Consider the following 22,382-nt stretch of genomic DNA (forward strand, 5'->3'; position numbering starts at 1 on the left):
GTCAGACGCCGGTGCGCCGGAGCAGGACGCCGACGCTGCCGCGCTTGCCGAGGTAGGCCCGGCCGCCGCAGACCGTCTCCAGGGCCGGGCCGACGAGCGGGGTCTCGTCGGCCTTCCGCCAGTGCGGGGAGGTCTCCAGCCAGGGGGTCAGCCGGGTGGCCAGCGTCTCGGGTTCGAGGGCGACGAGGACCAGGTCGGTCGGGAGGCGGTCCAGCAGGGCGAGGTCCTGGCCGTAGTAGAGCATCTCGATGAGGAGGTAGGCCGCCGCGGGCAGCCCGCGGCCGGCGGCCAGCTCCTCCAGCGCGTCGGGGCGGACCCGGGCGGTGTCCCCGACCCGCTCGGCCAGGCGGCGGCGGAAGGCGGGATTGGGTTCGGTCGCGTGGACGGTGAAGCCCTTCTCCGCGAGCCGGGTGGTGAGCGCCCCCTCACAGGCGCCGACCTCGACGAGCGGGCCGCCGCCGGGCGGGCAGTGCCCGGCGATCCACGCCACGGTGGCGTCCAGCCGCTCCGCCTCGTACGCGGAGGTGGCGAACTCCCACGGGTCGGCCACCGTGGCCGCGTCCTCGTCGAGGCTGGCCAGCAGCGCGAACAGCCGCTCCCGCTCCTGAGCCGACCCCGCGGCGAAGAACCGCTCGGTGGCGTGGACCCGCCCGGTCCGGACGACGTACTCGGCGGACTCGGTGCGCAGCAGATGGCCGCAGTGCCGGTTCACGAAGGCGAGCTTGGCACCGGCCTCGGCCCGTTCGAGCGGCCGGTCGAGGTCGCTGATGAACTGGAGGTACGGCGAGTGGCCGACGGCGTGCAGGACGGTCGGCCCGCCCGGAGCGACGGCAGCGGCGGCATCCCGGCCGAGGCGGCCTCTGGTGCGCCGGGTGTCGGCGGGCGAGTGGGTCCAGAGCCGGGCCTCGACGCCTCGGGCCGCGGCCTCGATCAGGGCGGCCAGCGCCTCCGGTCCTGGCGACGGGGTGCGCTCGTCGACGGGCCGGACGTGCCGGGCCACGGCGTCGAGCCGCTCGGCCGTCGGCAGGTCGGCCGGGAGCACCAGGTGTTCGGCGGTGTCGCCGAGGAGGACGTGGACCTCGCGGCCCGGCTCCGGCCTCCGGGCGGTCCCGGAGCCGGTGAGCACGGAGAGGAAGTCGAGTACGGCGTCCTCGGCCCTGAGTACGGCCACGATGTCGATCACGGGATGGATCCCCTCAGCAGGACTCGGGCAAGCGGTGGACATACAGGGTCTGAACGGGACGGGGCACGCTCGGCGGCCCCCTCGTCCGAGGTCGAGCCAACCACCCCCCATCCAGGTGGTCCAGACCAATTTTCCGCCGAACACGGAACCCGCGCACGGCGGTTACGGGGCGTCCGGACCCCCGATACCGCGCCCGCCCTACAGGACTCACACCCCCCTCCATGGCCGGATTTCAGCCACCGAAGCCCCCTGTCGACGGCTCGTACCACGGCCCGCTCCCCCGCACCAGAGGCAGCCTCCTCCCGGTGACTGGGAAGTTCCGGCAGCGGAATGAGTACGGGGATCCTGTCAACCCGGCGCGCCCGGCTTCTAGAATCACCTCGCATCCGACGCCCCGACGACTCGGGCCGGGACGCGGAGCAGGGGGACGACGGGGGTCCGACGATGACGAAGCACAGGCTCGGCGCGGGACGCGCGGTGGCGGTCGCGGCGGCGGGCGTCCTGCTCGCGGGCTGCGGAAACGCGGGGACGAAGGGCGGGGAGGGTCCCGAGCCGAAGCCGTCCGCCTCGGTACGGCAGGCCGGGGGGTCCGCGGAGCCGTCCGGGGCGCCGGAACCGGAGAAGCCCGCGGAGTCCGCGGAGCCGGGGGCGCTGCCCAGCGCGTACGACTTCACACCCGCCCCGGACCGGGTCCCGAAGACGGCGGCCGAGGCGCGCAGGCTGACGCGCAACGCCTCTCTCGGGGAGGACGACTGGGCGGCGGGCATGGTACGGGGGACGCCGTACGAGACCGCCGGGACCTGGACCGTACTGGCCGATTCCTGTGTCTGGAGCCGCAGTGCCCTGCCCGACGGGGTGCTGGACTCCTACACACGGCGGCTCGACCTCCCGGCCCAGGACGGCAAGGGGCGGGTCATGGGCTCGGTGACCGTGACGGTGCACAGGAGCGTCGAGGGTGCCGACCGGGAGATCAAGGACACCGTCCAGGAGAGCTTCCGCTGCCCGTCGCAGGAGCTGGGCGGCGGGCAGCGGCTGAGCGGGCTGATGTCGCTCCAGTTCGACCAGAAGGACGTGCGCAACGCGGACGCCTCGCTCTTCGAGGCCGGGAAGTACTCCGGCCCCGGCTCGGACGGCACCCAGGACTACGTCTGGTCCAAGTCCCGGATCGGGCCGGTCACCACGGCCGTCTCGGTCAAGGGCGCCCAGGGGTACGAGACCACGGACCTGCTGCGCATCGCCGCCGAGGGCGGGGCCAAGGTGCTCTACCGGGTCGAGCTGGAACTCACGTGAGCGCACCCCCGTAGGCGCGGGGAGCCCCCGGAGGTAGGACACGATCACGATGCAGGGACGTAACCGCTGATGGAACCGCTCCGCTCCACCGATCCGGCGCGGATCGCCGGATACCGCGTCCTCGGCCGGCTCGGCGCCGGGGGCATGGGCGTGGTCCTGCTGGGCCGTTCGCCCGGTGGCGCGCTGGTGGCCATCAAGCTGATCCGGGCCGAGTACGCGGACGACGCCGGGTTCCGCGCCCGGTTCCGGCGCGAGGTGGCGATCGCCCGGCAGGTGCGCAACCGGTGGGCGGTGCCGGTGGTCGACGCCGACACCGAGGCGCCCGCGCCGTGGCTGGCCACCGAGTTCGTGCCGGGGCCGCCGCTGAGCGAGGCCGTGGGCGGCGGGGGGCCGTTGCCCGAACGCAGTGTGCGGGCGCTCGGTTCGATGCTGGCGGAGGCGCTGGAGGCCGTCCACGGTGCGGGGCTGGTCCACCGGGACGTGAAGCCCGGCAACGTGCTGCTGGGGCTCGACGGCCCCCGGCTGATCGACTTCGGGATCGCGCGTGCCCTGGACGACACGGTCCTCACGGCGACGGACGCGATCGTCGGCTCCCCCGGCTTCCTCTCCCCGGAGCAGGCGCAGGGGCGGCGGATCGGCCCGCCGAGCGACGTCTTCTCGCTGGGCTGTGTGCTGGTGTACGCGGCGACCGGCGGGCGGCCGTTCGGCAGCGGACCGGTGGAGGCGATGCTCTTCCGTACGGTGCACGACCCGGCGGAGCTGGGCGCACTGCCGCCGGGGCTGCGGCCGGTGGTGGAGGCGTGCCTGTCGAAGGAGCCGGAGGGGCGGCCGACCGCCGGGGACATCCGGCGGGCCTTCGCGCCGGAGGCGCCGGGGGGCGGCTGGCTGCCGGGTCCGGTGACCCATCTGATCGCGGAACGGTCGGCCCGGATGCTGGCGCTGCCCGACATCGAGGCGACCAGCCTGGACGCGGGTGCCACGGGGCAGGCGGGCTTCACCGCGGACCCCGGCGCCACCCCGGCTGTCGGTGCCGGGGGCCGGGACTCCACCGCCGTCCCGCGCTCCCTCGGCCGTCGGCGGTTCCTCACGTACGTGACCGGCGGCGCGGCCCTCGCGGCGGCGGGCGGCACCACCGCCTGGCTGGCCACGGCATCGGGCGGCGAGAAGGACCCGGGCGGGGACGGCACGGGGCGCGGGGATGCGACGGCCGCCCGGCCCGAGCTGCGCATCGGGCTCCAGGCCGACCTCAGCGGCCCGTCGGCGTCGACCGGCAGGGGCCAGGAGCGGGCGGCCCTCCTGGCGGTCGAGGAGCACAACGCCCGCGAGGACGCGCCGTTCACGCTGCGCCTGGTGGTGGCCGACGACGGCGGTGACGGGGAGAAGGCGAAGGCGGCGGTGCGGCGGTTCGCGGAGGACCCGCTGGTGGTCGCGGCCATCGGGGCGACCGGTGCGGACGCGGCGCGCGAGGCGCTGGTCGCCTACGACGAGGTGGCGCTGCCGCTGCTGAGCGTGGTCGACGGGGACACCCGGAACCTGAACCGCATCTTCCTGTGCGCCCGGCCGCGCAACGACATGCAGATGCTGCCGGTGGCGCAGTACCTGGGGGCGAAGGGGCTCCACACCGTGGCGCTGGTGGACGACGGGACCGAGTACGGCCGCCAGACCACCCGGTTCCTGGACGCGGGGCTGCGGGGCAACGGCCGTACGGTCTTCGCGGAGACCGTACGGGAGGGCACCGCCGATCTGGACACGGAGGCGGGGCGGATCGTCGCGAAGAAGCCGGGCGCGGTGGTGTACGGGGGCGGGTGGCGGGATGCGGCCCGGTTCGCGCGGGCGCTGACGAAGGCCGGGTTCCGGGGGGCGACGCTCGGCACCCAGGCCGTGCACGATCCCCGGTTCCTGGCGGAGGCGGGCGAGGACGCGGCGGGGTGGCTGGTGGTGTCGACGGCCGCCGACCCCGCCTCCGTACCCTCGGTGGAGGCTTTCGCGGCGGCCTACCGCAAGCGGTTCGACGGTGCGCCGCCGCTGCTGGCCGCCGAGGCGTACGACGCGGTCGGGCTGATCGCGGCCTGCGCGGAGGGGACGGGCCGGACGTCGATGACCCGGCAGGACATGCTGCCCGTGCTGCGCACGACCCGGTACAAGGGCGTGTCCAAGAGCTATGCGTTCGAGCCCGCCAACGGGATGTACGCGGGGACCGGGGTCTTCGTCTACCGCGTGGAGCGGGGGAAGTTCCGGTACGTCGGGATGGACGGCCGGGAGGTCTGAGGCCGGGCACGGGCCACGAGGGCCGGCCCGCCTTCGTCGGCGGGACCGGCCCCCGTATCCACGTTGCTTCAGCGTGCCCGCGTCACTTCAGCGTGTACGACTTCGCCGCCGGGGAGACCGACGCCGGGCTGATGACCTTCAGCCCGCCGGGCGCCGTGGCGTCGGGCTTCATGATGACGCTCTCCCGGGTGGAGGGCGCCTTGGGGTCGGAGAAGTCGTGCGTGACCCCGAACTCGGTGCCGTACCCCTTGATCGTGAGGAGCGCCTTGCCGATGCCCTCGCGGGTGAGGTCCTTCTCGTCGCAGGCCTTGTCGAGCGCCTCACCGAAGACGGAGGCGGCCGTCCACCCCGCGACGACGCCGTTGTCGAGGACGTCGTTCGGGTACTGCGAGGCGTACTCCTTGCGCAGGAGTGACGGCCCGTCACCAGGGTCCCCGATGGGCAGGGTCGAGGACGCTATGTAGTAGTCCTTCAGCAGAGCCGGGCCGGCCTGGGTCTTCAACAGCTGCGGTGCGTAGGCGGAGTTGTTTCCCACTACGGGGACATCGAAGCCGGTGGCCGCGGCGACACCGACGAGCGAGGCCGCCTGGCGCGGACCGGCACTGACGACGACGGCCTTCACCCCGGCCTGCTTGAGGGCGGCGACCTGGGCCGTCATGTCGTTGTCGGTCGGCTTGATCTTCTGCTCGACGACGGTCAACCCCGCTTCCTTCGCGGCGTACTTGGAGCCGACGAGCGCGTTCTCGCCGTAGTCGCCCTCGAAGTAGACATGCCCGATCCGGTCGCCCTCGGCGATCCGCTTCTCCTTGAGCAGGTGGTCGATCAGGTTGATGGTCTCGACGTCGTACGTGGCGCCGATGACGCGGATGTACGGGGAGCCGACCAGGCTGGCCGACCAGGCCTGCGGCAGCACGAGCCCCTTGTCCTTCCCGTCGATCCGCTGCTCGACGGCGGCGACGAACGGGGAGCCGATGAACTGGGTGAAGCCGAGCACCTTCGGTTCCAGCTCGGTGTAGCCGGCGATCGCCTTCTGCGGGTCGTAGCCGTGGTCCCGCACGGTCAGCTCGATCTTCCGGTCGCAGATGCCTCCCTTGGCGTTGATCTGCCGCGCCCAGAGCTGCTGGGCCTGGGTGACGCTCTTGCCGAGCGAGGCGTACACCCCGGTCATGTCGGTGAGGACACCGAGCGAGATCGTCGAGGAGGTGACCCCGGGTCCGGTCTTGATCCCGGCCTCGTCCTGTCCGTCCCCCTTTCCTCCGGCCGCCTTGCCGCTGCACCCGACGAGGGTGACGGTGAGGGCCGCGACCACGGCCGTGAGCGCTCTGAGTCTCATTTCTTCTCCCCTGATTTCTTCGGACGCATGACTCGACGCGCGCGGGCGACGCCTGGGCGCGGACGGGCGAGGCCCAGGCGGGCGAGGCCGCCGGGCAGGAACAGGACCACGGCGACGACCGCGGCGCCGTACAGATAGCGCGACGCCTCACCGGGTGCCAGACCGCCCGTGCCGGGGGCGGAGACCAGCGGGAGGGAGTCGCTGTAGTGGGTGAGCACCTGCGGGAGCAGCGAGACGAAGGCGGCGCCGATCACGGCCCCCGCGACACTGCCGAGCCCGCCGATGACGATCATGGCGAGGTATTCGAGGGACAGGATCATGCCGAAGTACTCGGGCACGGTCCGCTGGAACACGAGGGCGAGCAGGACGCCCGCGAGACCGGCGTACATGGAGGAGAGGACGAAGACCCCGGCCCGGTAGCGGGCCACCGGCACGCCCATGACTCCTGCCGCGATCCGGTGGTCGCGGATGGCGTTCATCGCCCGGCCGGGGCGGCCCCGCAGGACGCCCCGGGCGAACAGGGAACTCAGCAGCAGCGCGGCGAGCCCCAGATACCAGAGCTTCTCCGACGATCCGAACGGGACTGCCGCTACGAGGAGTTCGCTGTCGTCGAAGGTGAACCCGAAGAGGGAGAGCGGGGGGACGGCCCTCCCGTTGTAGCCACCGGTCAGGGACCCCGCGTTGAACAGGACGTGCTGCCCGATGAAGATCAGTGCGAGGGTGGCGATACCGAGGTAGGCCCCGCGCAGCCGCCCGGCGATCGGGCTGAACACCCCTCCCGCGACACCCGCGAGGAGGACGGCGAGGAGTGCGGCCAGCCAGGTGGGCAGTCCGAGTCCGGCCAGGGCGTGGCCGTTCTCGGTGCTGGACTCCCCCGCCAGGACGCAGTAGCCGTACGCGCCGACGGCGAGGAAGAAGGCATGTCCCATGGAGAGTTGGCCGGTGGCTCCGGTGAGCATGTTGAGCCCGATGGCACCGATCGCCGCCGCCATCGCGAACAGCCCGGCCTGGAGCCAGAAGCGGTCCAGGTAGAAGGGGAGGACGAGGAGCACGAGGGAGCCGGCGAGGACGGCGTACGTACGGGGTCGGCGCAGCCGTTCGGTGAGGCCTTGCCCGCCAACAGGTTCGGGAGCGGGAGCAGTTGTCCTCTCCGGTGCGGCTTCGGCGGTGGTGTCAGACACGGGCCAGCTCCTTCGTGCCGAAGAGTCCGGCCGGGCGGATCAGCAGGACCGCGACCATCACCAGATAGGGCGCCAGGTCCCCGATGCCCCGGCCGAGGAAGGAGAGGTCGCTCTGGTAGCCGGTGGCGAGCGCCTCGGTGACACCGACGATGAGCCCGCCGGCCAGTGCTCCGGTGGTGGAGTCGAGCCCACCGAGGATCGCGGCCGGGAAGGCCTTGAGCGCGGCGAGTGAGGTGGCCCGTTCCAGTCCGGGGGTCGGGAAGACGGTGAGGAAGAGCGCGGCGACGGCGGCCAGCGCCCCGGCGACGGCCCAGGCGGCGAGGGAGACCCGGCCCAGCTTGATGCCCATGAGGGCGGCGGTCTGCGGGTTCTCGGCGGCGGCGCGCATCGACACGCCCCACGAGGTGTAGCGGAAGGCCAGCAGGAACACGGTGATGAGGAGACCGGCCGCCAGGAACGCGGCGATCCTGGTCTGGGCGAGGGTGATCCCGCCGATGTGGACCACCTCGTTGCCCCACGGGTCCCCGAGCGCGAGGACGTCCGTGCCCATGCGGCGGGTGAGTTCGGTGATGAGGAGGATGTCGACGCCGATGGTGACGATGGCCAGGACGCTGTGGTCACTGCCCCGGTAGCGGCGCATCACGAAGAACTCGATGGCCGCCCCGACGGTCGCGGCCCCGGCGATCCCGACGAGCAGCGCGGGCCAGAACCCGATGTCGTCATGGAGCACGGCGGTGACGTAGCCGCCCGCCAACAGCAGGGAGGCGTGGGCGAAGTTGACGACCTCGGTGGCCTTGAAGATGACGACGAACCCGAGGGCGATCAGCGCGTAGACCGAGCCGATCGACAGGCCGCCGAGGAGGAGTTCGACGAACGTGGTCATTCAGGTGCTCCCAAGTAGGCCTGGACGACGGCCGGATCGTTCTGGACCTCGGCGGGCGTGCCGCCCGCGATCCTGCGTCCGAAGTCGAGTACGGTCACCGCGTCCGCGAGCTTCATCACCACCCCCATGTCGTGCTCGACCATCACGATGGAGATGCCGAGGCTGTCGCGTACGTCGGCGACGACGGCCGCGGTACGGCGTCGCTCGTCGGCGGTCATGCCCGCGATCGGCTCGTCCAGGAGCAGGACCTTCGGCTCCATGCACAGCGCGCGGCCCAGCTCGACGAGTTTCTGCTGCCCGTACGGGAGTGAGCCCGCCGGACGCTCCAACTCCCCTGCCAGACCGATGAATCGGGCGATCTCCCGGACCCTTGCCAGGTGGCGCCGCTCCTCGCGGGCGGCGGAGGGAAGCCGCAGTCCGGTGGCGAGGAACCCGGAGCGGGTGAGCCGGTGACGGCCCAGGAGCAGACTGTCGGCAACGGTGGCGTGGGGCGGGAGCGCCAGGTTCTGGAAGGTGCGGGCCACTCCGAGGGCGGCGATGGCGTGCGGCGCGAGCCCGGTCAGCTCGGTGGCACCGAGGTGGACGGTGCCAGTGGCGGCCCGGTAGACACCGGAGAGAACGTTGAAGCAGGTGGACTTGCCCGCGCCGTTGGGGCCGATGACGGCGTGCACGCTGCCGGGTTCGACGGTGAAGGAGACGCCGTCCAGGGCGGTGAGCCCGGCGAAGCGGACGGTCACATCGGTGACGGTGAGCGGGGCCGGGGCACTGTCCACGGGGTCGGCCGCGGGCACGGGGGCGGGGGCGGTCATGCCGACCACCTGCTCAGGGTGCGGCGGTGGCGGGAGGCCGCCTCGGCGTCGGCCGCGGCCTCCTCGTCGACCACGCCGAGATAGCGCCGACGCACCTCGTCGGATGCGGCCAGTTCGGCGGCGGGCCCGCGCAGGGCGACCTCCCCGACGTCGAGGACGTACGCCGTCGAGGCCAGGCGCAGCGCGATGGCCGCGTTCTGCTCGACGAGCATGACGGAGGTGCCGCCCGCGTTGATCTCCTGGACGGTCTCCGCGATCCTGGCCGCCATCAGCGGGGCGAGGCCGAGCGAGGGCTCGTCCAGCAGGAGCAGCCGGGGCCCGGCCATCAGGGCGCGTCCCATCGCCAGCATCTGCTGCTCGCCGCCGGAGAGGAGCCCGGCGCGCTGATGGGCTCGGTCGGACAGGACCGGGAACAGGGCGTGGACGCGTGCCAGTGCGGCGCTCGTCTCCTTGCGCCCGCCACGCGCCCCGAGTGCGCCCGCGCGCAGGTTGTCGGCCACCGTCATCCGGGCGAAGACCTGCCGGCCCTCCGGGACCTGGACCACTCCGGCGGCCACCACCTGGGCGGGCCTCAGCCCCTCCAGGGGGCGGCCGTCGAACCGGATGGTGCCGGTGCCGGTACCCCGGTGGAAGCCGAGGGTCCGCGACACGGCCCGCAGCAGCGTGGTCTTGCCCGCGCCGTTCCCGCCCAGTACGGCGGTGATCGCGCCGTCCGGCACATCGACGGAGATGTCGTGCAGGGCCCGGACCGGTCCGTAACCCACGGACAGTCCGCGGATCTCCAGCGTTGCCATGCGTCCTCCTCCTTCCGCCTTCTCGTGTCGTGCTCATCGGTGAGGGTGTGGCTTCGTGTGGTGCCACAGACCAGCACCGGCGGGAGCGCGCGTCCACGGCCCGGGGCGGACTCGATGCGCTGGACCAGCGATCGAAGGGCCTCGTTGTGCACGTGCACAGAGCCGGTGCCGGACCGGCTCGCGCCCCGCGCGCCCGGTGGCATCCTCATCGGTCACCGGGGAGACCGGCCCCGGCGGCCGCCTCCGCGGCGGTGTCCCGTCGGCTGCCCCGGCAGCGCCGGGCGAAGGGCGCCGGTCGCCGGTCCGGCGGACGGAGGCGGGGATGGGGAGGGAGGCCGGGGGCGGGGAGCGGGCACGGGCCGCCGAAGACCCACCGGGGGCCGGGGGCATGGGGGCCGGGGAGTGGCCGGCGGTCCTGGTGGCGGGCGCGCCGGAACTCTCCGCTCGGCTGCTCGCGGAGGTGTTCGGCCCGCTGCTGGCCCTGGCCCCGGCGGAACGGGCACTGCTGGTGGGGACGTTGGACGCGTGGCTGGAGTGCGGGGGCTCGGTGGGGCGGGCGGCGGTACGGCTCCGGTGCCACCGGAACACGGTGTTCAACCGGCTGCGCCGCCTGGAACGGCTGACCTCACGGTCGTTGTCGCACCCCCGCGGGCTGGTGGAGACGGTGCTGGCCCTGGAGGCGCTGCGGTGGGCGGCGGGGCGGGGGTGAGCACTTCGGCCCCGGCGCCCCTCGTACGCCGTCGGTGCCTCACCCCTACGCCGTACGGCGCCGAAGGGCGGACCCGAGGCGCCGGGCGTCGGGCGCCGGGGACGGGAGCGGCACGGCGAAGGGCCGGTCGTACGGCTCCGTACGACCGGCCCCGTTCTGTCGTCAGCTCAGGAAGTCCCGGGCGATCGACTCGGCCGCACGCTCCAGCAGCGGTCCGGCCTGGGCCATCGAGACGGCCGGGTCCGGTTCGAGATCGGCCAGGGCGTAGGCGCGTGCGATGCCCGCCCCGCTCAGGGCCTCGGGAGAAAGGGCCAGACGGCCGCAGACCGCGACGACCTCGATCCCGGCCTCCCGGGCGGCCGCCGCGACGCCCGCCGGGGCCTTGCCGTGGAGGGTCTGCTCGTCGAGCGAGCCCTCGCCGGTGATGACCAGAGTGGCGCGGGCGAGCGCGGGGCCGAAGCCGAGGACGTCGAGCATGACCTCGATGCCGGGGCGGAAGCGGGCGCCGAGGGCGACGAGCGCCCCGTAGCCGATGCCGCCGGCCGCTCCGGCACCCGGCAGGGCCGCCGTCTCCGGACCCAGGATCGAGGCGTAGTGCGCCAGGGCCGCGTCGAGGAGCGCGATGTCCTCCTCGCTCGCGCCCTTCTGCCGCCCGTACACCTCGGGCGCGCCCTTGGGCCCGGTCAGCGGGTTGTCCACGTCGCTGGCCAGGATCAGGTCGACGGCCTTCAGACGCGGGTCGAGCCCGGACAGGTCGGCCTCGGCGAGTGCGGCCAGTCCCCCGCCACCGGGGCCGACGGGCTTGCCGTCCGCGCCCAGGAAGCGGGCTCCGAGCGCGGCGAGCATGCCCGCGCCGCCGTCCGTGGTCGCGCTGCCGCCGACCCCGAACACGATGGTCGTCGCCCCGGCGTCCAGGGCGGCGGCCAGCAGTTCGCCCGAGCCGTACGTGGTGGCCGTGAGCGGGGCGAACACCCCGTCGGGCAGGTGCTGGAGGCCCGAGGCCTCGGCCATCTCCACCACCGCGGTGGTCCCGCGCAGCGCGTACGCCGCCGTCACCGGGTCCCCCACGGGCCCGGTCACCCGCGCCTCACGGCGCTCGAACCCCGCGGCAACCGCCGCCGCGACCGTGCCGTCGCCGCCGTCCGCGACCGGCAGGGTCTCCACCTCCAGGCCTGGGACGACGCGCCGCAACCCGGCCGTCACCCGCTCCGCGACCTGTACGGCCGTGAGCGAGCCCTTGAACTTGTCCGCCGCGACGAGCACGCGGGCGGTCTTCACATCTGCTCCGTCCGTCACCTTGCATCCCTTGCTTTCGAACAGGCAGTCGCGCCGCCCCGACCCTATCCGCACGCCCCCTGATCTGCCACGGGCGTCCGCAACCGCCCCCGTCCGCTCCCGGACCCCCACTACGCTGGCGGCCGTGACCACCACTGATGCCGCCGCCTACGCCGCGTACATCGCCGGGCTCCCCCGGGTCCTCGCCGGGGCTGCCTGCCTCTTCCGTGACACGGAGGGCCGGGCGCTGCTCGTCGAGCCGAACTACCGCGAGGGCTGGGCGCTGCCCGGCGGAACGGTCGAGTCCGCGACGGGCGAGGGCCCCCGTCAGGCCGCCCGCCGCGAGACGGCGGAGGAGATCGGGCTCGACCTGGCGCCGGGCCGGCTGCTCGCCGTCGACTGGGCGCGCGGCCCGGGCCGGCCGCCGATCGTGGCGTACCTGTACGACGGCGGGGTGCTCACACCGGAGCAGTTCGCGGCGATCCGGCTCCAGGAGGCGGAGCTGCTCTCCTGGAAGCTGGTGGCCCCGGCCGAGCTGGACGGCTATCTGCTGGGCGCGCTCGGGCAGCGGGTCCGGGCGGCGCTGGAGGTTCTGGCGTCCGGCGGTGGGACGGTGGAGCTGGAGGACGGCCGCCCGGTCGCGTAGTACGCAGTATCGGGGAGCTACGACGTCAGCCCTGCTGGGCCTCGGGCTTGATCTCCACGTCCCGCACCGACTCCTCGCGCTCGGCGACCCGCGCCTCGGTGCGGTGGCCGCGCGCGATGTAGTCGCGCACCACCAACTCCACCGCGTCCTGCGGGTTTCCGACGCCCGCGAGCACCATGACTTCGACGACGAGTTCGGCGTCCAGACTGACGCTCACCTTGGCCATAGCCGGACCCTACACCGGCGAAACCCACTCGTGGGAGGCCTTCGACCTCCGTACGCTCGCCGTATGGCCCTTGTCGCGATCCTCAGCGGTGCCGGCATCTCCACGGACTCCGGCATCCCCGACTACCGGGGACCGAACGGAGTCTGGCGGAAGGACCCGGAGGCCGAGAAGCTCGTCACGTACGACTACTACATGGCCGATCCGGAGATCCGCCGCCGCTCCTGGCTGCTGCGCCGCTCCACCCACGCCGCGAACCCCGAGCCGAACGCGGCCCACCGGGCGGTGGTCGCGCTGGAGCGGTCCGGCACCCCGGTCCGGGTGATCACGCAGAACGTCGACGGGCTGCACCAGCTGGCCGGGCTGCCCGACCGCAAGGTCCTCGAACTCCACGGCACCGCACGCCAGGTGGCCTGTACGCGCTGCCACGACCGGTCGTCGATGGCGGAGGCCCTGGAGCGGGTGGACGCGGGCGAGCCGGACCCGGCGTGCACGGTCTGCGGCGGGATCCTGAAGGCGGCGACGGTGATGTTCGGTGAGCGGCTGGACCCACGGGTGCTGGCCGACGCGATGTCGATCGCCAAGGCGTGCGAGGTCTTCGTGGCGGTCGGCTCGACGCTCCAGGTGCAGCCCGCCGCCTCGCTCGCCGGGATCGCGGCCGAGCACGGGGCGCGGCTGGTCGTGGTGAACGCGGAGCCGACACCCTACGACGCACTCGCCGAGGAGGTCGTACGGGAGCCGATCGGGACCGCCCTGCCGAGGCTGTTGCGTGCCCTGGGCAGTGCCCGGTCCTGAGGTCCCGCCCCGTTACGGGGTCTCCAGCCCCGCGCGGACCCGGCGCGAGGGCTGGAACACGTACAGGTCGAGGATGTCGGGAGCGTCCGCGAGACCCGGGCCGCCGGCCGACGCCCAGGTGATGACGTCCTGCTCGGCGTGCTCGTCGTTGACCAGGCCGAGCCAGACCGGGCGGCCGCCCGCGCGGCGGCCCTCGGCGGACGGCTGGACGACGATCACGTTGCCCTGTTCGCAGGCGTCCAGGCACTCCACGGCCCGTACGGTGGCAGCGCCCTCCAGGCCGGAGCGGAGGCGGGCGAGCTGGGCGGCGTGGTCGACGCCCGGGATCTTCTCCGTGCCGCAGCAGCACCCCCGGCAGACGCTCACGGTGGGCCGGGCGGCGCCCTGGGCGGGCACGTCCTTGCGGGGGCGGCGGCTCATGCGCGTACTTCCGGTCGGCGGGGTGGTGAACGGCGAGGGTGCCAGCAGGCCCCCGTCGGGGCCATCGGCGCTGGTCAGCGTGGTCACCGCGACTCTACCCAGGCTCCGCCGGTTCGAACACCCGCGCCCCTCCCCCGCCCGGCGGGATTCCGTCGGTGAGGTAGTCTTGGTGGCTGCGAAGGGGAGTAGCCCCGCAAACCGGTCGTCGACACACTGGAGCCCTCGGGTTCCCGGTGGCCGGGCTCGTGAGACCTGGACAGGGTTCCTCGCGGGCGGGCGAGACCTTCGGTCCTGTATGACACGTCCACGTCCTCCGTGGGCGCCGCCGTCATGCCGGGCCGAGTGGTCCTCCGAAAGCCCGCATGGCACTTCGCGAAGATCCCGGGCCCGGCTCGCACAGAAAGCCACCCGGAATGCACCTCGACCCCCTGGCGATCATCACCGCCTTCGGGCTGATCTTCCTCGCGGAGCTGCCCGACAAGACGATGTTCGCGTCGCTGGCCATGGGCACGCGGATGCGCCCGCTCTACGTGTGGTTCGGCACGTCGTCCGCGTTCATCGTGCATGTCGCCATCGCCGTCGGCGCGGGCAGTCTGATCGGGCTGCTGCCCGACTGGATCGTCAAGCTCGTCTCGGCCTCGCTCTTCGCGTTCGGCGCGTTCATCCTGCTGCGCGGCAGCGGTGGGGACGAGGACGGGACCGAGGTGAAGACCGTGACCGGTTTCTGGCCGGTCTACTCGACCGCGTTCATGGCCGTCTTCATCAGCGAGTGGGGCGACCTGACCCAGATCACCACCGCCAACCTGGCCGCCTCCAACGGCACCTGGTCCACCGCGATCGGCTCGGCCGCCGCCCTGGTGTCCGTCTCGGCCCTGGCGCTGCTCGCGGGGAGGTACATCGCCAGCCGCGTACCGCTGAAGACCGTGCAGCGGATCGGCGGGGTCTGCATGCTGGGCCTGGCGATCTGGACGGCCGTGGAGATCTTCACCGGCTGAGACGGGCGCTCGCGGGCGAAGAAGGGGCGTGCCGGGCCGGCACGCCCCTTCTCGCGTCCGGAGTTCAGAACAGCGCCTGGACCCCGTCGTCCCGTACGCCGCCGCTCTCGAACGCCAGCAGCCGCTGCTTGCGCTCCAGGCCGCCGCCGTAGCCGGTGAGGCTGCCCGAGGCTCCGATCACCCGGTGGCAGGGGACGATGATGGAGACCGGGTTCTTGCCGTTGGCCAGGCCGACCGCCCGGGAGGCGCCCGGCCTGCCGAGTTCCTCGGCCAGTTCGCCGTACGTACGCGTCTCGCCGTACGGGATCTTCAGCAGCTGCGCCCAGACGCTTTGCTGGAACGGGGTGCCGTGCAGGGCGAGCGGCACGTCGAAGGTGGTGAGGTCGCCCGCGAAGTACGCCGTCAGCTGGCGGATCACCTCGGGGAAGGGTTCCGGGTCGGGGACGCCGAAGGTCTCCTCGGGTGGGCGGTGGCGCTGGCCGGCCATGTAGAGGGCCGAGAGGACGCCGTCGGTGGCGACGAGCGTCAGCGGGCCGTAGGGGCTGTCGACGACCGTGTGCTGCTGGGCAGGCATGGGGGGCTTCCTCCGTCAGGCGGGCAGGTGGTTGATGGGGTGGTCGTCCACGGTCCAGAGGTACTGGACGGCGTACGCGCGCCAGGGGCGCCAGTCGGCGGCCCGTGCGGTGAGGGCGGCGGGGGTGGCCGGGAGGCCGAGGCGTTCGGCGCCCCGGCGGATGCCGAGGTCGGTGGGGAGGAAGGCGTCGGGGTCACCGAGGGCCCGCATGGCGATGGACTCCACGGTCCAGGGGCCGAAACCGGGGAGTGCGGAGAGTTCGGCGCGGGCCCGTGCCCAGTCGGTGTCGTGGTCCAGGCGGAGCGTTCCGTCGGCGAGGGCTGCGACCAGGGTGGTGAGCGTGGTGCGGCGGGTCCGGGGCAGGGCCAGCTTCTCCGGGTCCAGCCCGGCCAGCGCCTCGGGGGTCGGGAAGAGGTGGGTGAGCCCGCCCTCTGGGTCGTCGACCGCAACCCCGTGGACGGTGACCAGGCGGGCGGCGTGGGTGCGGGCGGCGGCGGTGGAGACCTGCTGGCCGAGGACCGCGCGCACGGCGAACTCGGCGCCGTCCACCGTACGCGGCACCCGGCGGCCGGGCCCCGCGTCGACCAGGGGGCCCAGCAGCGGGTCGGCACGCAGCCGGCCGTCGACGGCGACCGGGTCCGCGTCCAGGTCCAGCAGCCAGCGGCACCGGCTGATCGCCTGGGTGAGGTCGCGGGGGTCGGTGAGGGAGAGCCGGGCGGCGATGTGGCCGGGCTGCGGGGTGAGGGCGACGGTGCCGTGGCCGTGCGGGAGGGTCAGCGTGCGGCGGTAGGCGCCGTCCCGCCACTCCTCGACGCCGGGGACGGCGGTCGCGGCGAGGTGGCCGAAGAGGTTGCTGGGGTTGAGCGGGGTGCGGTACGGGAGACGGAGCGCGATGACACCGGGGGCTGCGGGGGTCAGTGGGCCGCGGGCGGCCCGGGTGCGCAGTTCGCCGGGGGTGAGGGCGAACACCTCGCGGACGGTCTCGTTGAAGGTGCGCACGGAGGAGAACCCGGCGGCGAACGCCACGTCGGCCAGCGGCAGGGCGGTGGTCTCGATCAGGAGCCGGGCGGTCTGCGCCCGTTGGGCGCGGGCCAGCGCCAGCGGTCCGGCTCCGAGTTCGGCCAGGAGCTGGCGTTCGATCTGGCGGGCGGAGTAGCCGAGCCGGGCGGCGAGACCGGGGACGCCCTCGCGGTCGACGACACCGTCCTGGATGAGCCGCATCGCGCGGGCCACCACGTCGGCGCGGGCGTTCCACTCGGGCGAACCGGGGCTGGTGTCGGGGCGGCACCTCTTGCAGGCCCGGAAGCCCGCCTGCTGGCAGGCGGCGGCGCTGGGGTAGAAGGTCATGTTGCGGGCCTTGGGCGGCACGACGGGGCAGCTGGGGCGGCAGTAGATCCAGGTGGTGAGGACCGCGGTGAAGAACCAGCCGTCGAAGCGGGCGTCCCTGGACTGGACGGCCCGCACGCAAGCCTCGGTGTCGGTGTGCATGGCTCCAGGATGAGGCACCGGTCAGGGGCCTGGCTGGCGAGAATCCGACACGCACCTCGGGCCACGGGCGCGGGGGCCGGGGACGGCTGGGCTGGTGGGCCCCTGTCGCCCGGCCCCCGCCGTCCGGCCCCTGCTCCTGGGGCTCCCGCTGCCGGGCCCCGGGTCCCTCGGGCTGCTGCCGCGGGTCCTCCGCCGCCGGACACCCGCCTGGGCCCGGGTCGCCGAGGCTCTGCCGCCGGGCCCCCCGGGTCGCTGTGGCCCCCGCCATCGAGCCCCCGCCATCGGGCCCCGGCCGCCGGGCTCAGCCGCGCATCGCGAGGACTTCCTCGAACTCCACGTACGCGTGCGCGTCGAAGAGCACGAACCGCACCTCCTCGACCGGCGCCAACGTCTCCGCCAGCACCGTGCGTACCGCGATCCGCGCCCCGTCGTCCATCGGCCAGCCGTAGATGCCCGTCGAGATCGCCGGGAACGCCACGCTCCTGGCCCCCAACTCGGCTGCCAGGGAAAGTGATTCGCGGTAGCAGGAGGCGAGCAGCGCGGAGCGGTCCTGGGCTCCGGAGAAGACCGGGCCGACCGTGTGGATCACCCAGCGGGCGGCCAGTCGGCCGGCGGTGGTGGCGACGGCCCGGCCGGTGGCGAGGCCCTTGCCGTACTGCGAGGCGCGCAGTTCCCGGCAGGCGGCGAGGATCTCGGGGCCCCCGCGCCGGTGGATGGCTCCGTCGACACCGCCACCGCCGAGGAGCGAGGAGTTGGCGGCGTTGACGATGACGTCGACGGACTGGTCGGTGATGTCCCCGCGGACCAGGCGGACCGCGGGGGTGACGGAGGTGCTCATGCGGACATCATGCCGCGCCCCGCGCGCCCGCGCCGCCCGGTCCGGGCGGACCGGCCCGTGGGGGCGTCGTCGCGCGGTGACGTGTGCGCCTCGCCACCGTACGACCGGACACGGCTCGGACAGAGCCTCCCGGTCCGCCACCGCTCGGCGCGGGGGTGCCGGTGGCCGGGAGCGCCCGTCGGGAGCACGTCGAGGGCGGATACGGAGAAATCGGCGCGTCCGGCTCTCCCTCCCCTGGGGCCGTACGCCTGTGGGTGAAAGGGCCGTTGCGCCGTGGGGTCAGGTCGTGGAGCGCAGCTGACGCCATACGGCCTTGGCGGCGTGGTGGCCGGACATGCCGTGCACCCCGGGGCCGGGCGGGGTCGCCGAGGAGCAGAGGAAGACCGCCGGGTGGGCGGTGGCGTACGGGACGCGTGCGAGCTTGGGGCGGATCAGGGTCTGGAGGCCGGAGAAGGCCCCGCACGCGATGTCGCCGCCGACGTAATTGGCGTTGCGCTCGGCCAGTTGGGGCGGGCCGGAGAGGGCGCGGGCGAGGACCAGGTCGCGGAAGCCGGGGGCGAAGCGCTCCAGTTGGCGCTCGATGACGTCGGTGGCGTCACCCTCCCAGCCGGCCGGGACGTGGCCGTACACCCAGAAGGCATGGCGTCCTTCGGGGGCCCTGGAGGGGTCGGTGAGGCTCGGCTGGGCGGTGATGAGGAAGGGGACGCTGGGGTCACGGCCCTCGACGGCGGCCCTCAGTGCGGTGTCGATGGCTCCGGCGGTGGGGCCGATGTGGACGGTACCGGCGCGTCGGGCGGCCTCGGCGGTCCAGGGCACGGGGCCGGAGAGCGCGTAGTCGATCTTGAAGGCGGAGGCGCCGTAGCGGTAGTGGCTGTAGGCGGAGCCGAGACCGGCGATGCGGGCGAGGGCGGAGGGCGAGGTGTCGAAGATGTAGGCGCGGGCGGGCGGGAGTTCGTCGAGCCGCCTGACCTCGCTGCCGGTCCGGATGGTGCCGCCCTGTTCGCGGAGGTAGGAGGCGAGGGCGTCCGCGATGGCCTGGGAGCCTCCGCGCGGGACGGGCCAGCCCCTCTCGTGGGCGGCGAGCGCGAAGACGAGGGCGATGGCCGAGGTGGCGAAGCCGCTGGTGGGCGCTATGGCGTGGGCGGCGAGCCCGGCGAAGAGGCCGCGGGCCTTCTCGCCGCGGAAGCGCCGGGCGACCCAGGTGGCGGGCTGGAGGCCGAGGAGCCCGAAGCGGGCCAGGCGGTACGGATCACGGGGCAGGCCGTCCCAGGGGGTGCGGAGGAAGTCGGCGGCCAGGGAGTCCCAGCGGCCCAGGAAGGGCGCGAGGAGGCGGCGGTAGGCCCCGGCGTCGGCGGGCCCGAGCGTCATGGCGCTCTCGCCGACGGACCGGGTGAGGGCTGCGGCGGTGCCGTCGGGGAAGGGGTGAGCGAGGTCGATCTCGGGGTGCAGCCACTCCAGGCCGTGCCGGGCCAGGGGCATGGCCCGGAAGGCGGGCGAGCCGATGCCGAGCGGGTGCACGGCGGAGCAGGGGTCGTGCCGGAACCCCGGCAGCGTCAGCTCCTCGGTGCGGGCGCCGCCGCCGATCGTGTCGTGCGCCTCGTGGACCTCCACGGCGAAGCCCCTGCGGGCCAGTTCGGCCGCGGCGGTCAGCCCGTTGGGCCCGGCCCCCACGACGACCGCGTCGAGCATCGGCACCTTGGGACTCCTTCGTCGGCCGGCAGACGGAGCCCCAGGATATTCGGACGCACCGACAGCGGGTGCGCGCGGGTACCCGGACGCTCCCCGCCGACGGCCCGGACCACCCGGGCCCGGCCGGGCGGGACCGCCGCCGGACCGCGCGGGCGATGCGACCTCTCCGGGGTCGTGACCGGGCGGGTCCCGAGGGCGTGTTCGCGGACCGGATCACGTACGGCTGCGCCGGTGGCCCGCACCCGCCCGTACCCGCTGCGCGCACGCGCACGCGCGGGCGCGCAGCCGATCAGCCGCCCGCGCGCAGGGCGGCCAGGACGCGCTGGACGGTGGACTCGTCGCGGCCCGCCGTGAACGGCAGATCGTTGCCGCCCGCGATCCGGAACGGGGCGCCGGACAGGGTCGACTGCGCGCCGCCCGCCTCAGTGACCAGGAGCAGTCCGGCGGCGTGGTCCCACGCGTACTCCCAGTTGAAGGCGGTGGCGTCCTGGGCACCGCGGGCGACGGCGAGGTACTCGAGCCCGGCCGAGCCGCAGGGGCGGGCCGCGATGCCGTCGGTGCGCAGGCCGAGCAGGGCCCGCTTCTGGGCCTCGGTGGTGTAGTCGGGGTGGGACATGGCCACGGTCAGTACGGCGCCGGGGGCGGGTGCGCCGGAACGTATCGGCGCGCCGTTCAGGGTGGCTCCCCGGCCGCGCACGGCGACGGCCATCTCGCCCAGGACCGGAGCGTAGGTCCAGGAGGCGTGGACCTCGCCGTGCTGGGCGAGGGCGACCAGGGTGCAGAAGCCGCCCTCGCCCCGGACGAACTGCCGGGTGCCGTCGACCGGGTCGACGATCCAGACGGGGGCGTCACCGCTGAGCGCGTCGTAGAGACCCGGGTCGGCGTGGACGGACTCCTCGCCGACGACGACCGAGCCGGGCAGCAGCGCGGTGAGGGCGGCGGTGAGGTGTTCCTCGGCGAGCCGGTCCGCGGCGGTGACCAGGTCGTGCGGGCCGCTCTTCTCGATGATCTCGTGGGCGGCGAGCTTCCGGTGGCGGGGCAGGATCTCGGCCGCCGCGGCGGCGCGCACGGCCGCCTCGACCTCGGCCGTCGGTCCGGAGTGCCCGGCGGGCCCGTACAGGAAGTCATCGATCATGGCTCCAGCTAAGCATGTGCCCCCGGTCCACGGCGCGTCCGCCTCCACCACGGGCCGTTTCGGGGTGGGAACCACTGCTCCACCACGCCCCGGGGCCTGGCCCGCGACCCGGTCCTGTTCCCCACCTCCCCGGGTCGACCCGACCTCGACCGGCGCCGTGGCCGACGAGCCGCCCGGACTCGCCCTGCCCGCCGAGGTGACCGCCGCCCGGCTCTCGGGCTACGCGGAGGCCCTGACGGCCCGCGCGGCGAAGCCGCACCGGGGGCGCCGAGCGGGCCCGACGCCCAGCGGCGCTCCCGCCCGCGCGACCGGTTCCGTGCGCGGCACGGGAGCGCCCGCGCTCCCGTGCCGTGTCAGACCCAGTCCCGCTGGGCGGGCGGCTCGCAGAGTTCCAGGACGACCGCCCCCGACGACTCCGGCTCCTCACCGGCCAGCGGCTTCACCCGGGCGCCGACCGTCACCATCTGCGGCGCGGCCCCGATGACCTGGCAGCGGAAGACGAAACCCTCGGGGAAGCGGACCAGGGACTCGTTCCGGGCCGCCTCGGTGTAGCGGTGGACCACGGCGGTCCGTACGACCACGCCGTGGCCGGTGGTGCGTTCCTGGTCCAGTTCGCTCGACGCGCACACCGGGCACAGCAGCCGCCGGAAGGAGGCGGTGCCGCACCAGCGGCAGCGGTTGTAGGAGAGGCCGCACTCCTCGTGCGCCTTCTGGACGGTGCCCATTCCTGCCTGAGACACGGATCGACCCCCTGCGCTCGACTCGGACGCGCCGCACCTGGCTGACGGCGCGTCCGCACCATATGGCACTGAGTGCCGAAGCGTAAAGGCACTGAGTGCCGATTATTACCGAGTTCTCGCGGCGGGCGGGCGCTCAGCTCTCACCGGTGGCCGCCTCGATCTGCTGCACGACCCGCCACATCGGGGTCCCTCTGGCCGCGACCATGACGATGACGTCGCTCTCCCCGGACCCGGCGGTGGCCCCGGAGGCCGCGACCGCCGGCGGGACCGGACCCTGCCGGGCGGGCGAGGGCCCGGCAGGCCGCTCCCACACTCCCCGTACGAGATCGAGCGCATGGTCCACGGCCGCCTCGGGGTCCCCCGCACCGCCCGAACGCAGCCACAGCCGCAGCCCGTTGTTGTGCGCGGCGACCACGGAGGCGGCGATCACCTCGGCCCGCAGCTCCCCGTCCCGGTCGCTGCCGAAGCAGCCTCGGAGGTGACCGGCGAGCGTCTGTTCGTAGCGGCGCACGACGGAGAGTTCGTACGTCCGCAGCCCGGGCACCTCCCGGGTGAGCCGGTAGCGCTGTACGGAGAACTCGGGGTCGGCCGCGTACATCCGCAGCACGATCCGCGCCGCGTCGCAGACCGCGCCCACCGGGTCCTCGTCACCGACAGCCGCGAGGAATTCCGTCATCTCCGCGAGACAGCGCTCGTGGTCCGGGAAGACCACGTCCTCCTTGGAGGGGAAGTACCGGAAGAAGGACCGCCGCCCCACCCCGGCCCGCGCGACGATGTCGTCGACCGTCGTCCGCTCGAAGCCCCGCTCCAGGAAGAGCTGGAAGGCCGCCTGCGCCAGCACCTCCCGCATGGGTGCCTTCTTCTCGGGTCCACGTGCCTCGCTCATGCGGCGAAACGTAGCATCGGAGGGAGGCATATGGCACTGGGTACCTTTACAGAGGGTACTGAGTACCATAAGGTCACCCTTACGAAACCACACCCAGGTGGAACCGGGCCTGACCGGCAGGGACCACACCGAGGTAGGCAGGAGAGCCGGCGTGAGCTTGAGGATCGTTGTCTGTGTGAAGTATGTGCCCGACGCGACCGGTGACCGGCGTTTCGCCGATGACCTGAC

At 73.9% G+C, this 22,382-nt stretch carries 22 protein-coding genes; 6 read left to right on the forward strand and 16 right to left on the reverse strand.

The genetic code is table 11. The features are described from left to right. Nucleotide 1: 1 nt before the first annotated feature. On the reverse strand, nucleotides 2–1,183 hold the full coding sequence (locus AC0682_RS23335) for a hypothetical protein (protein WP_478534949.1): 1,182 nt from the start codon (nucleotides 1,181–1,183) through the stop codon (nucleotides 2–4). 444 nt (nucleotides 1,184–1,627) lie between these two features. On the opposite strand from AC0682_RS23335, the gene AC0682_RS23340 reads away from it, so the two are divergent. Together AC0682_RS23340 and AC0682_RS23345 are read left to right on the forward strand one after the other, a co-directional pair. Beyond that, nucleotides 1,628–2,473, forward strand: a complete 846-nt coding sequence (locus AC0682_RS23340) for a hypothetical protein (protein WP_478534950.1) — start codon at nucleotides 1,628–1,630, stop codon at nucleotides 2,471–2,473. Between the two features lie 69 nt (nucleotides 2,474–2,542). After that, a complete protein-coding gene (locus AC0682_RS23345; protein ID WP_478534951.1) occupies nucleotides 2,543–4,741 on the forward strand; it encodes a bifunctional serine/threonine-protein kinase/ABC transporter substrate-binding protein in 2,199 nt (732 codons plus the stop codon). A gap of 82 nt (nucleotides 4,742–4,823) precedes the next feature. Here AC0682_RS23345 and AC0682_RS23350 read toward each other — a convergent pair whose 3' ends face one another. From AC0682_RS23350 to AC0682_RS23370, 5 genes are read right to left on the reverse strand one after another with little or no spacing between them, the layout of a single operon-like run. Next, a complete protein-coding gene (locus AC0682_RS23350) occupies nucleotides 4,824–6,074 on the reverse strand; it encodes an ABC transporter substrate-binding protein (protein WP_478534952.1) in 1,251 nt (416 codons plus the stop codon). After that, the gene (locus AC0682_RS23355; protein ID WP_478534953.1) at nucleotides 6,071–7,255 is read right to left on the reverse strand and encodes a branched-chain amino acid ABC transporter permease; all 1,185 of its coding nucleotides are present in this window, start codon (nucleotides 7,253–7,255) and stop codon (nucleotides 6,071–6,073) included. The genes AC0682_RS23350 and AC0682_RS23355 overlap by 4 nt, the downstream gene beginning before the upstream one ends. Continuing rightward, nucleotides 7,248–8,138 carry a branched-chain amino acid ABC transporter permease gene (locus tag AC0682_RS23360; RefSeq protein ID WP_478534954.1) on the reverse strand — a complete coding sequence of 297 codons (891 nt, stop codon included), beginning with the start codon at nucleotides 8,136–8,138 and terminating at the stop codon, nucleotides 7,248–7,250. Before AC0682_RS23360 ends, AC0682_RS23355 begins: the two co-directional genes overlap by 8 nt. Continuing rightward, on the reverse strand, nucleotides 8,135–8,947 hold the full coding sequence (locus AC0682_RS23365; RefSeq protein WP_478534955.1) for an ABC transporter ATP-binding protein: 813 nt from the start codon (nucleotides 8,945–8,947) through the stop codon (nucleotides 8,135–8,137). The genes AC0682_RS23360 and AC0682_RS23365 overlap by 4 nt, the downstream gene beginning before the upstream one ends. Further along, nucleotides 8,944–9,741 (reverse strand): ABC transporter ATP-binding protein, encoded by a 798-nt coding sequence (locus AC0682_RS23370; protein WP_478534956.1) that lies wholly within the window; start codon nucleotides 9,739–9,741, stop codon nucleotides 8,944–8,946. The genes AC0682_RS23365 and AC0682_RS23370 overlap by 4 nt, the downstream gene beginning before the upstream one ends. Nucleotides 9,742–10,063: 322 nt before the next feature. On the opposite strand from AC0682_RS23370, the gene AC0682_RS23375 reads away from it, so the two are divergent. After that, complete coding sequence (locus AC0682_RS23375; RefSeq protein ID WP_478534957.1) at nucleotides 10,064–10,450, forward strand: helix-turn-helix domain-containing protein; 387 nt, start codon at nucleotides 10,064–10,066, stop codon at nucleotides 10,448–10,450. A gap of 162 nt (nucleotides 10,451–10,612) precedes the next feature. Here the strand turns inward: AC0682_RS23375 and AC0682_RS23380 are convergent, their stop codons facing one another. Continuing rightward, nucleotides 10,613–11,728 (reverse strand): glycerate kinase, encoded by a 1,116-nt coding sequence (locus AC0682_RS23380; protein WP_478534967.1) that lies wholly within the window; start codon nucleotides 11,726–11,728, stop codon nucleotides 10,613–10,615. Between the two features lie 142 nt (nucleotides 11,729–11,870). Here AC0682_RS23380 and AC0682_RS23385 point away from each other — a divergent pair, with 142 nt between their 5' ends. Further along, nucleotides 11,871–12,371 (forward strand): NUDIX domain-containing protein, encoded by a 501-nt coding sequence (locus AC0682_RS23385; protein WP_478534958.1) that lies wholly within the window; start codon nucleotides 11,871–11,873, stop codon nucleotides 12,369–12,371. Between the two features lie 25 nt (nucleotides 12,372–12,396). On the opposite strand, the gene AC0682_RS23390 is transcribed toward AC0682_RS23385, so the two are convergent. Beyond that, nucleotides 12,397–12,597, reverse strand: a complete 201-nt coding sequence (locus AC0682_RS23390; RefSeq protein WP_127465376.1) for a DUF2191 domain-containing protein — start codon at nucleotides 12,595–12,597, stop codon at nucleotides 12,397–12,399. 63 nt (nucleotides 12,598–12,660) lie between these two features. Here AC0682_RS23390 and AC0682_RS23395 point away from each other — a divergent pair, with 63 nt between their 5' ends. Beyond that, the gene (locus AC0682_RS23395; protein WP_254811372.1) at nucleotides 12,661–13,389 is read left to right on the forward strand and encodes an SIR2 family NAD-dependent protein deacylase; all 729 of its coding nucleotides are present in this window, start codon (nucleotides 12,661–12,663) and stop codon (nucleotides 13,387–13,389) included. 12 nt (nucleotides 13,390–13,401) lie between these two features. On the opposite strand, the gene AC0682_RS23400 is transcribed toward AC0682_RS23395, so the two are convergent. Next, nucleotides 13,402–13,809: a (2Fe-2S) ferredoxin domain-containing protein gene (locus AC0682_RS23400; protein WP_254813167.1), complete on the reverse strand. Its 408-nt coding sequence runs from the start codon at nucleotides 13,807–13,809 to the stop codon at nucleotides 13,402–13,404. Nucleotides 13,810–14,222: 413 nt separating this feature from the next. Here AC0682_RS23400 and AC0682_RS23405 point away from each other — a divergent pair, with 413 nt between their 5' ends. Next, the gene (locus AC0682_RS23405) at nucleotides 14,223–14,804 is read left to right on the forward strand and encodes a TMEM165/GDT1 family protein (RefSeq protein WP_478534959.1); all 582 of its coding nucleotides are present in this window, start codon (nucleotides 14,223–14,225) and stop codon (nucleotides 14,802–14,804) included. Nucleotides 14,805–14,868: 64 nt separating this feature from the next. Here the strand turns inward: AC0682_RS23405 and AC0682_RS23410 are convergent, their stop codons facing one another. From AC0682_RS23410 to AC0682_RS23440, 7 genes are all read right to left on the reverse strand, one after another. Next, entirely contained in the window at nucleotides 14,869–15,378 is a 510-nt protein-coding gene (locus AC0682_RS23410) for a methylated-DNA--[protein]-cysteine S-methyltransferase (RefSeq protein ID WP_254811374.1), read from the reverse strand. Nucleotides 15,379–15,393: 15 nt separating this feature from the next. Next, nucleotides 15,394–16,866 (reverse strand): AlkA N-terminal domain-containing protein, encoded by a 1,473-nt coding sequence (locus AC0682_RS23415; RefSeq protein ID WP_478534960.1) that lies wholly within the window; start codon nucleotides 16,864–16,866, stop codon nucleotides 15,394–15,396. Between the two features lie 301 nt (nucleotides 16,867–17,167). Next, nucleotides 17,168–17,704: an O-acetyl-ADP-ribose deacetylase gene (locus AC0682_RS23420; RefSeq protein WP_478534961.1), complete on the reverse strand. Its 537-nt coding sequence runs from the start codon at nucleotides 17,702–17,704 to the stop codon at nucleotides 17,168–17,170. Between the two features lie 279 nt (nucleotides 17,705–17,983). Then, entirely contained in the window at nucleotides 17,984–19,393 is a 1,410-nt protein-coding gene (locus AC0682_RS23425; RefSeq protein WP_478534968.1) for a phytoene desaturase family protein, read from the reverse strand. A gap of 289 nt (nucleotides 19,394–19,682) precedes the next feature. Next, nucleotides 19,683–20,528 (reverse strand): inositol monophosphatase family protein, encoded by an 846-nt coding sequence (locus tag AC0682_RS23430; RefSeq protein WP_478534962.1) that lies wholly within the window; start codon nucleotides 20,526–20,528, stop codon nucleotides 19,683–19,685. 353 nt (nucleotides 20,529–20,881) lie between these two features. Then, a complete protein-coding gene (locus AC0682_RS23435) occupies nucleotides 20,882–21,253 on the reverse strand; it encodes a Zn-ribbon domain-containing OB-fold protein (RefSeq protein ID WP_478534969.1) in 372 nt (123 codons plus the stop codon). A gap of 148 nt (nucleotides 21,254–21,401) precedes the next feature. Next, complete coding sequence (locus AC0682_RS23440; protein ID WP_478534970.1) at nucleotides 21,402–22,118, reverse strand: TetR family transcriptional regulator; 717 nt, start codon at nucleotides 22,116–22,118, stop codon at nucleotides 21,402–21,404. Nucleotides 22,119–22,382 lie beyond the last annotated feature (264 nt).

This window comes from Streptomyces sp. NPDC043746 (genome assembly GCF_056436485.1).

Bases quoted from the DNA above. Each gene is read 5' to 3' on its own strand.
- AC0682_RS23340 (WP_478534950.1), top strand. From the start codon at position 1,628: ATGACGAAGCACAGGCTCGGCGCGGGACGCGCGGTGGCGGTCGCGGCG.
- AC0682_RS23345 (WP_478534951.1), top strand. From the start codon at position 2,543: ATGGAACCGCTCCGCTCCACCGATCCGGCGCGGATCGCCGGATACCGC.
- AC0682_RS23350 (WP_478534952.1), bottom strand. From the start codon at position 6,074: ATGAGACTCAGAGCGCTCACGGCCGTGGTCGCGGCCCTCACCGTCACC.
- AC0682_RS23360 (WP_478534954.1), bottom strand. From the start codon at position 8,138: ATGACCACGTTCGTCGAACTCCTCCTCGGCGGCCTGTCGATCGGCTCG.
- AC0682_RS23365 (WP_478534955.1), bottom strand. From the start codon at position 8,947: ATGACCGCCCCCGCCCCCGTGCCCGCGGCCGACCCCGTGGACAGTGCC.
- AC0682_RS23370 (WP_478534956.1), bottom strand. From the start codon at position 9,741: ATGGCAACGCTGGAGATCCGCGGACTGTCCGTGGGTTACGGACCGGTC.
- AC0682_RS23375 (WP_478534957.1), top strand. From the start codon at position 10,064: ATGGGGAGGGAGGCCGGGGGCGGGGAGCGGGCACGGGCCGCCGAAGAC.
- AC0682_RS23390 (WP_127465376.1), bottom strand. From the start codon at position 12,597: ATGGCCAAGGTGAGCGTCAGTCTGGACGCCGAACTCGTCGTCGAAGTC.
- AC0682_RS23395 (WP_254811372.1), top strand. From the start codon at position 12,661: ATGGCCCTTGTCGCGATCCTCAGCGGTGCCGGCATCTCCACGGACTCC.
- AC0682_RS23400 (WP_254813167.1), bottom strand. From the start codon at position 13,809: ATGAGCCGCCGCCCCCGCAAGGACGTGCCCGCCCAGGGCGCCGCCCGG.
- AC0682_RS23405 (WP_478534959.1), top strand. From the start codon at position 14,223: ATGCACCTCGACCCCCTGGCGATCATCACCGCCTTCGGGCTGATCTTC.
- AC0682_RS23410 (WP_254811374.1), bottom strand. From the start codon at position 15,378: ATGCCTGCCCAGCAGCACACGGTCGTCGACAGCCCCTACGGCCCGCTG.
- AC0682_RS23415 (WP_478534960.1), bottom strand. From the start codon at position 16,866: ATGCACACCGACACCGAGGCTTGCGTGCGGGCCGTCCAGTCCAGGGAC.
- AC0682_RS23420 (WP_478534961.1), bottom strand. From the start codon at position 17,704: ATGAGCACCTCCGTCACCCCCGCGGTCCGCCTGGTCCGCGGGGACATC.
- AC0682_RS23425 (WP_478534968.1), bottom strand. From the start codon at position 19,393: ATGCTCGACGCGGTCGTCGTGGGGGCCGGGCCCAACGGGCTGACCGCC.
- AC0682_RS23430 (WP_478534962.1), bottom strand. From the start codon at position 20,528: ATGATCGATGACTTCCTGTACGGGCCCGCCGGGCACTCCGGACCGACG.
- AC0682_RS23435 (WP_478534969.1), bottom strand. From the start codon at position 21,253: ATGGGCACCGTCCAGAAGGCGCACGAGGAGTGCGGCCTCTCCTACAAC.
- AC0682_RS23440 (WP_478534970.1), bottom strand. From the start codon at position 22,118: ATGCGGGAGGTGCTGGCGCAGGCGGCCTTCCAGCTCTTCCTGGAGCGG.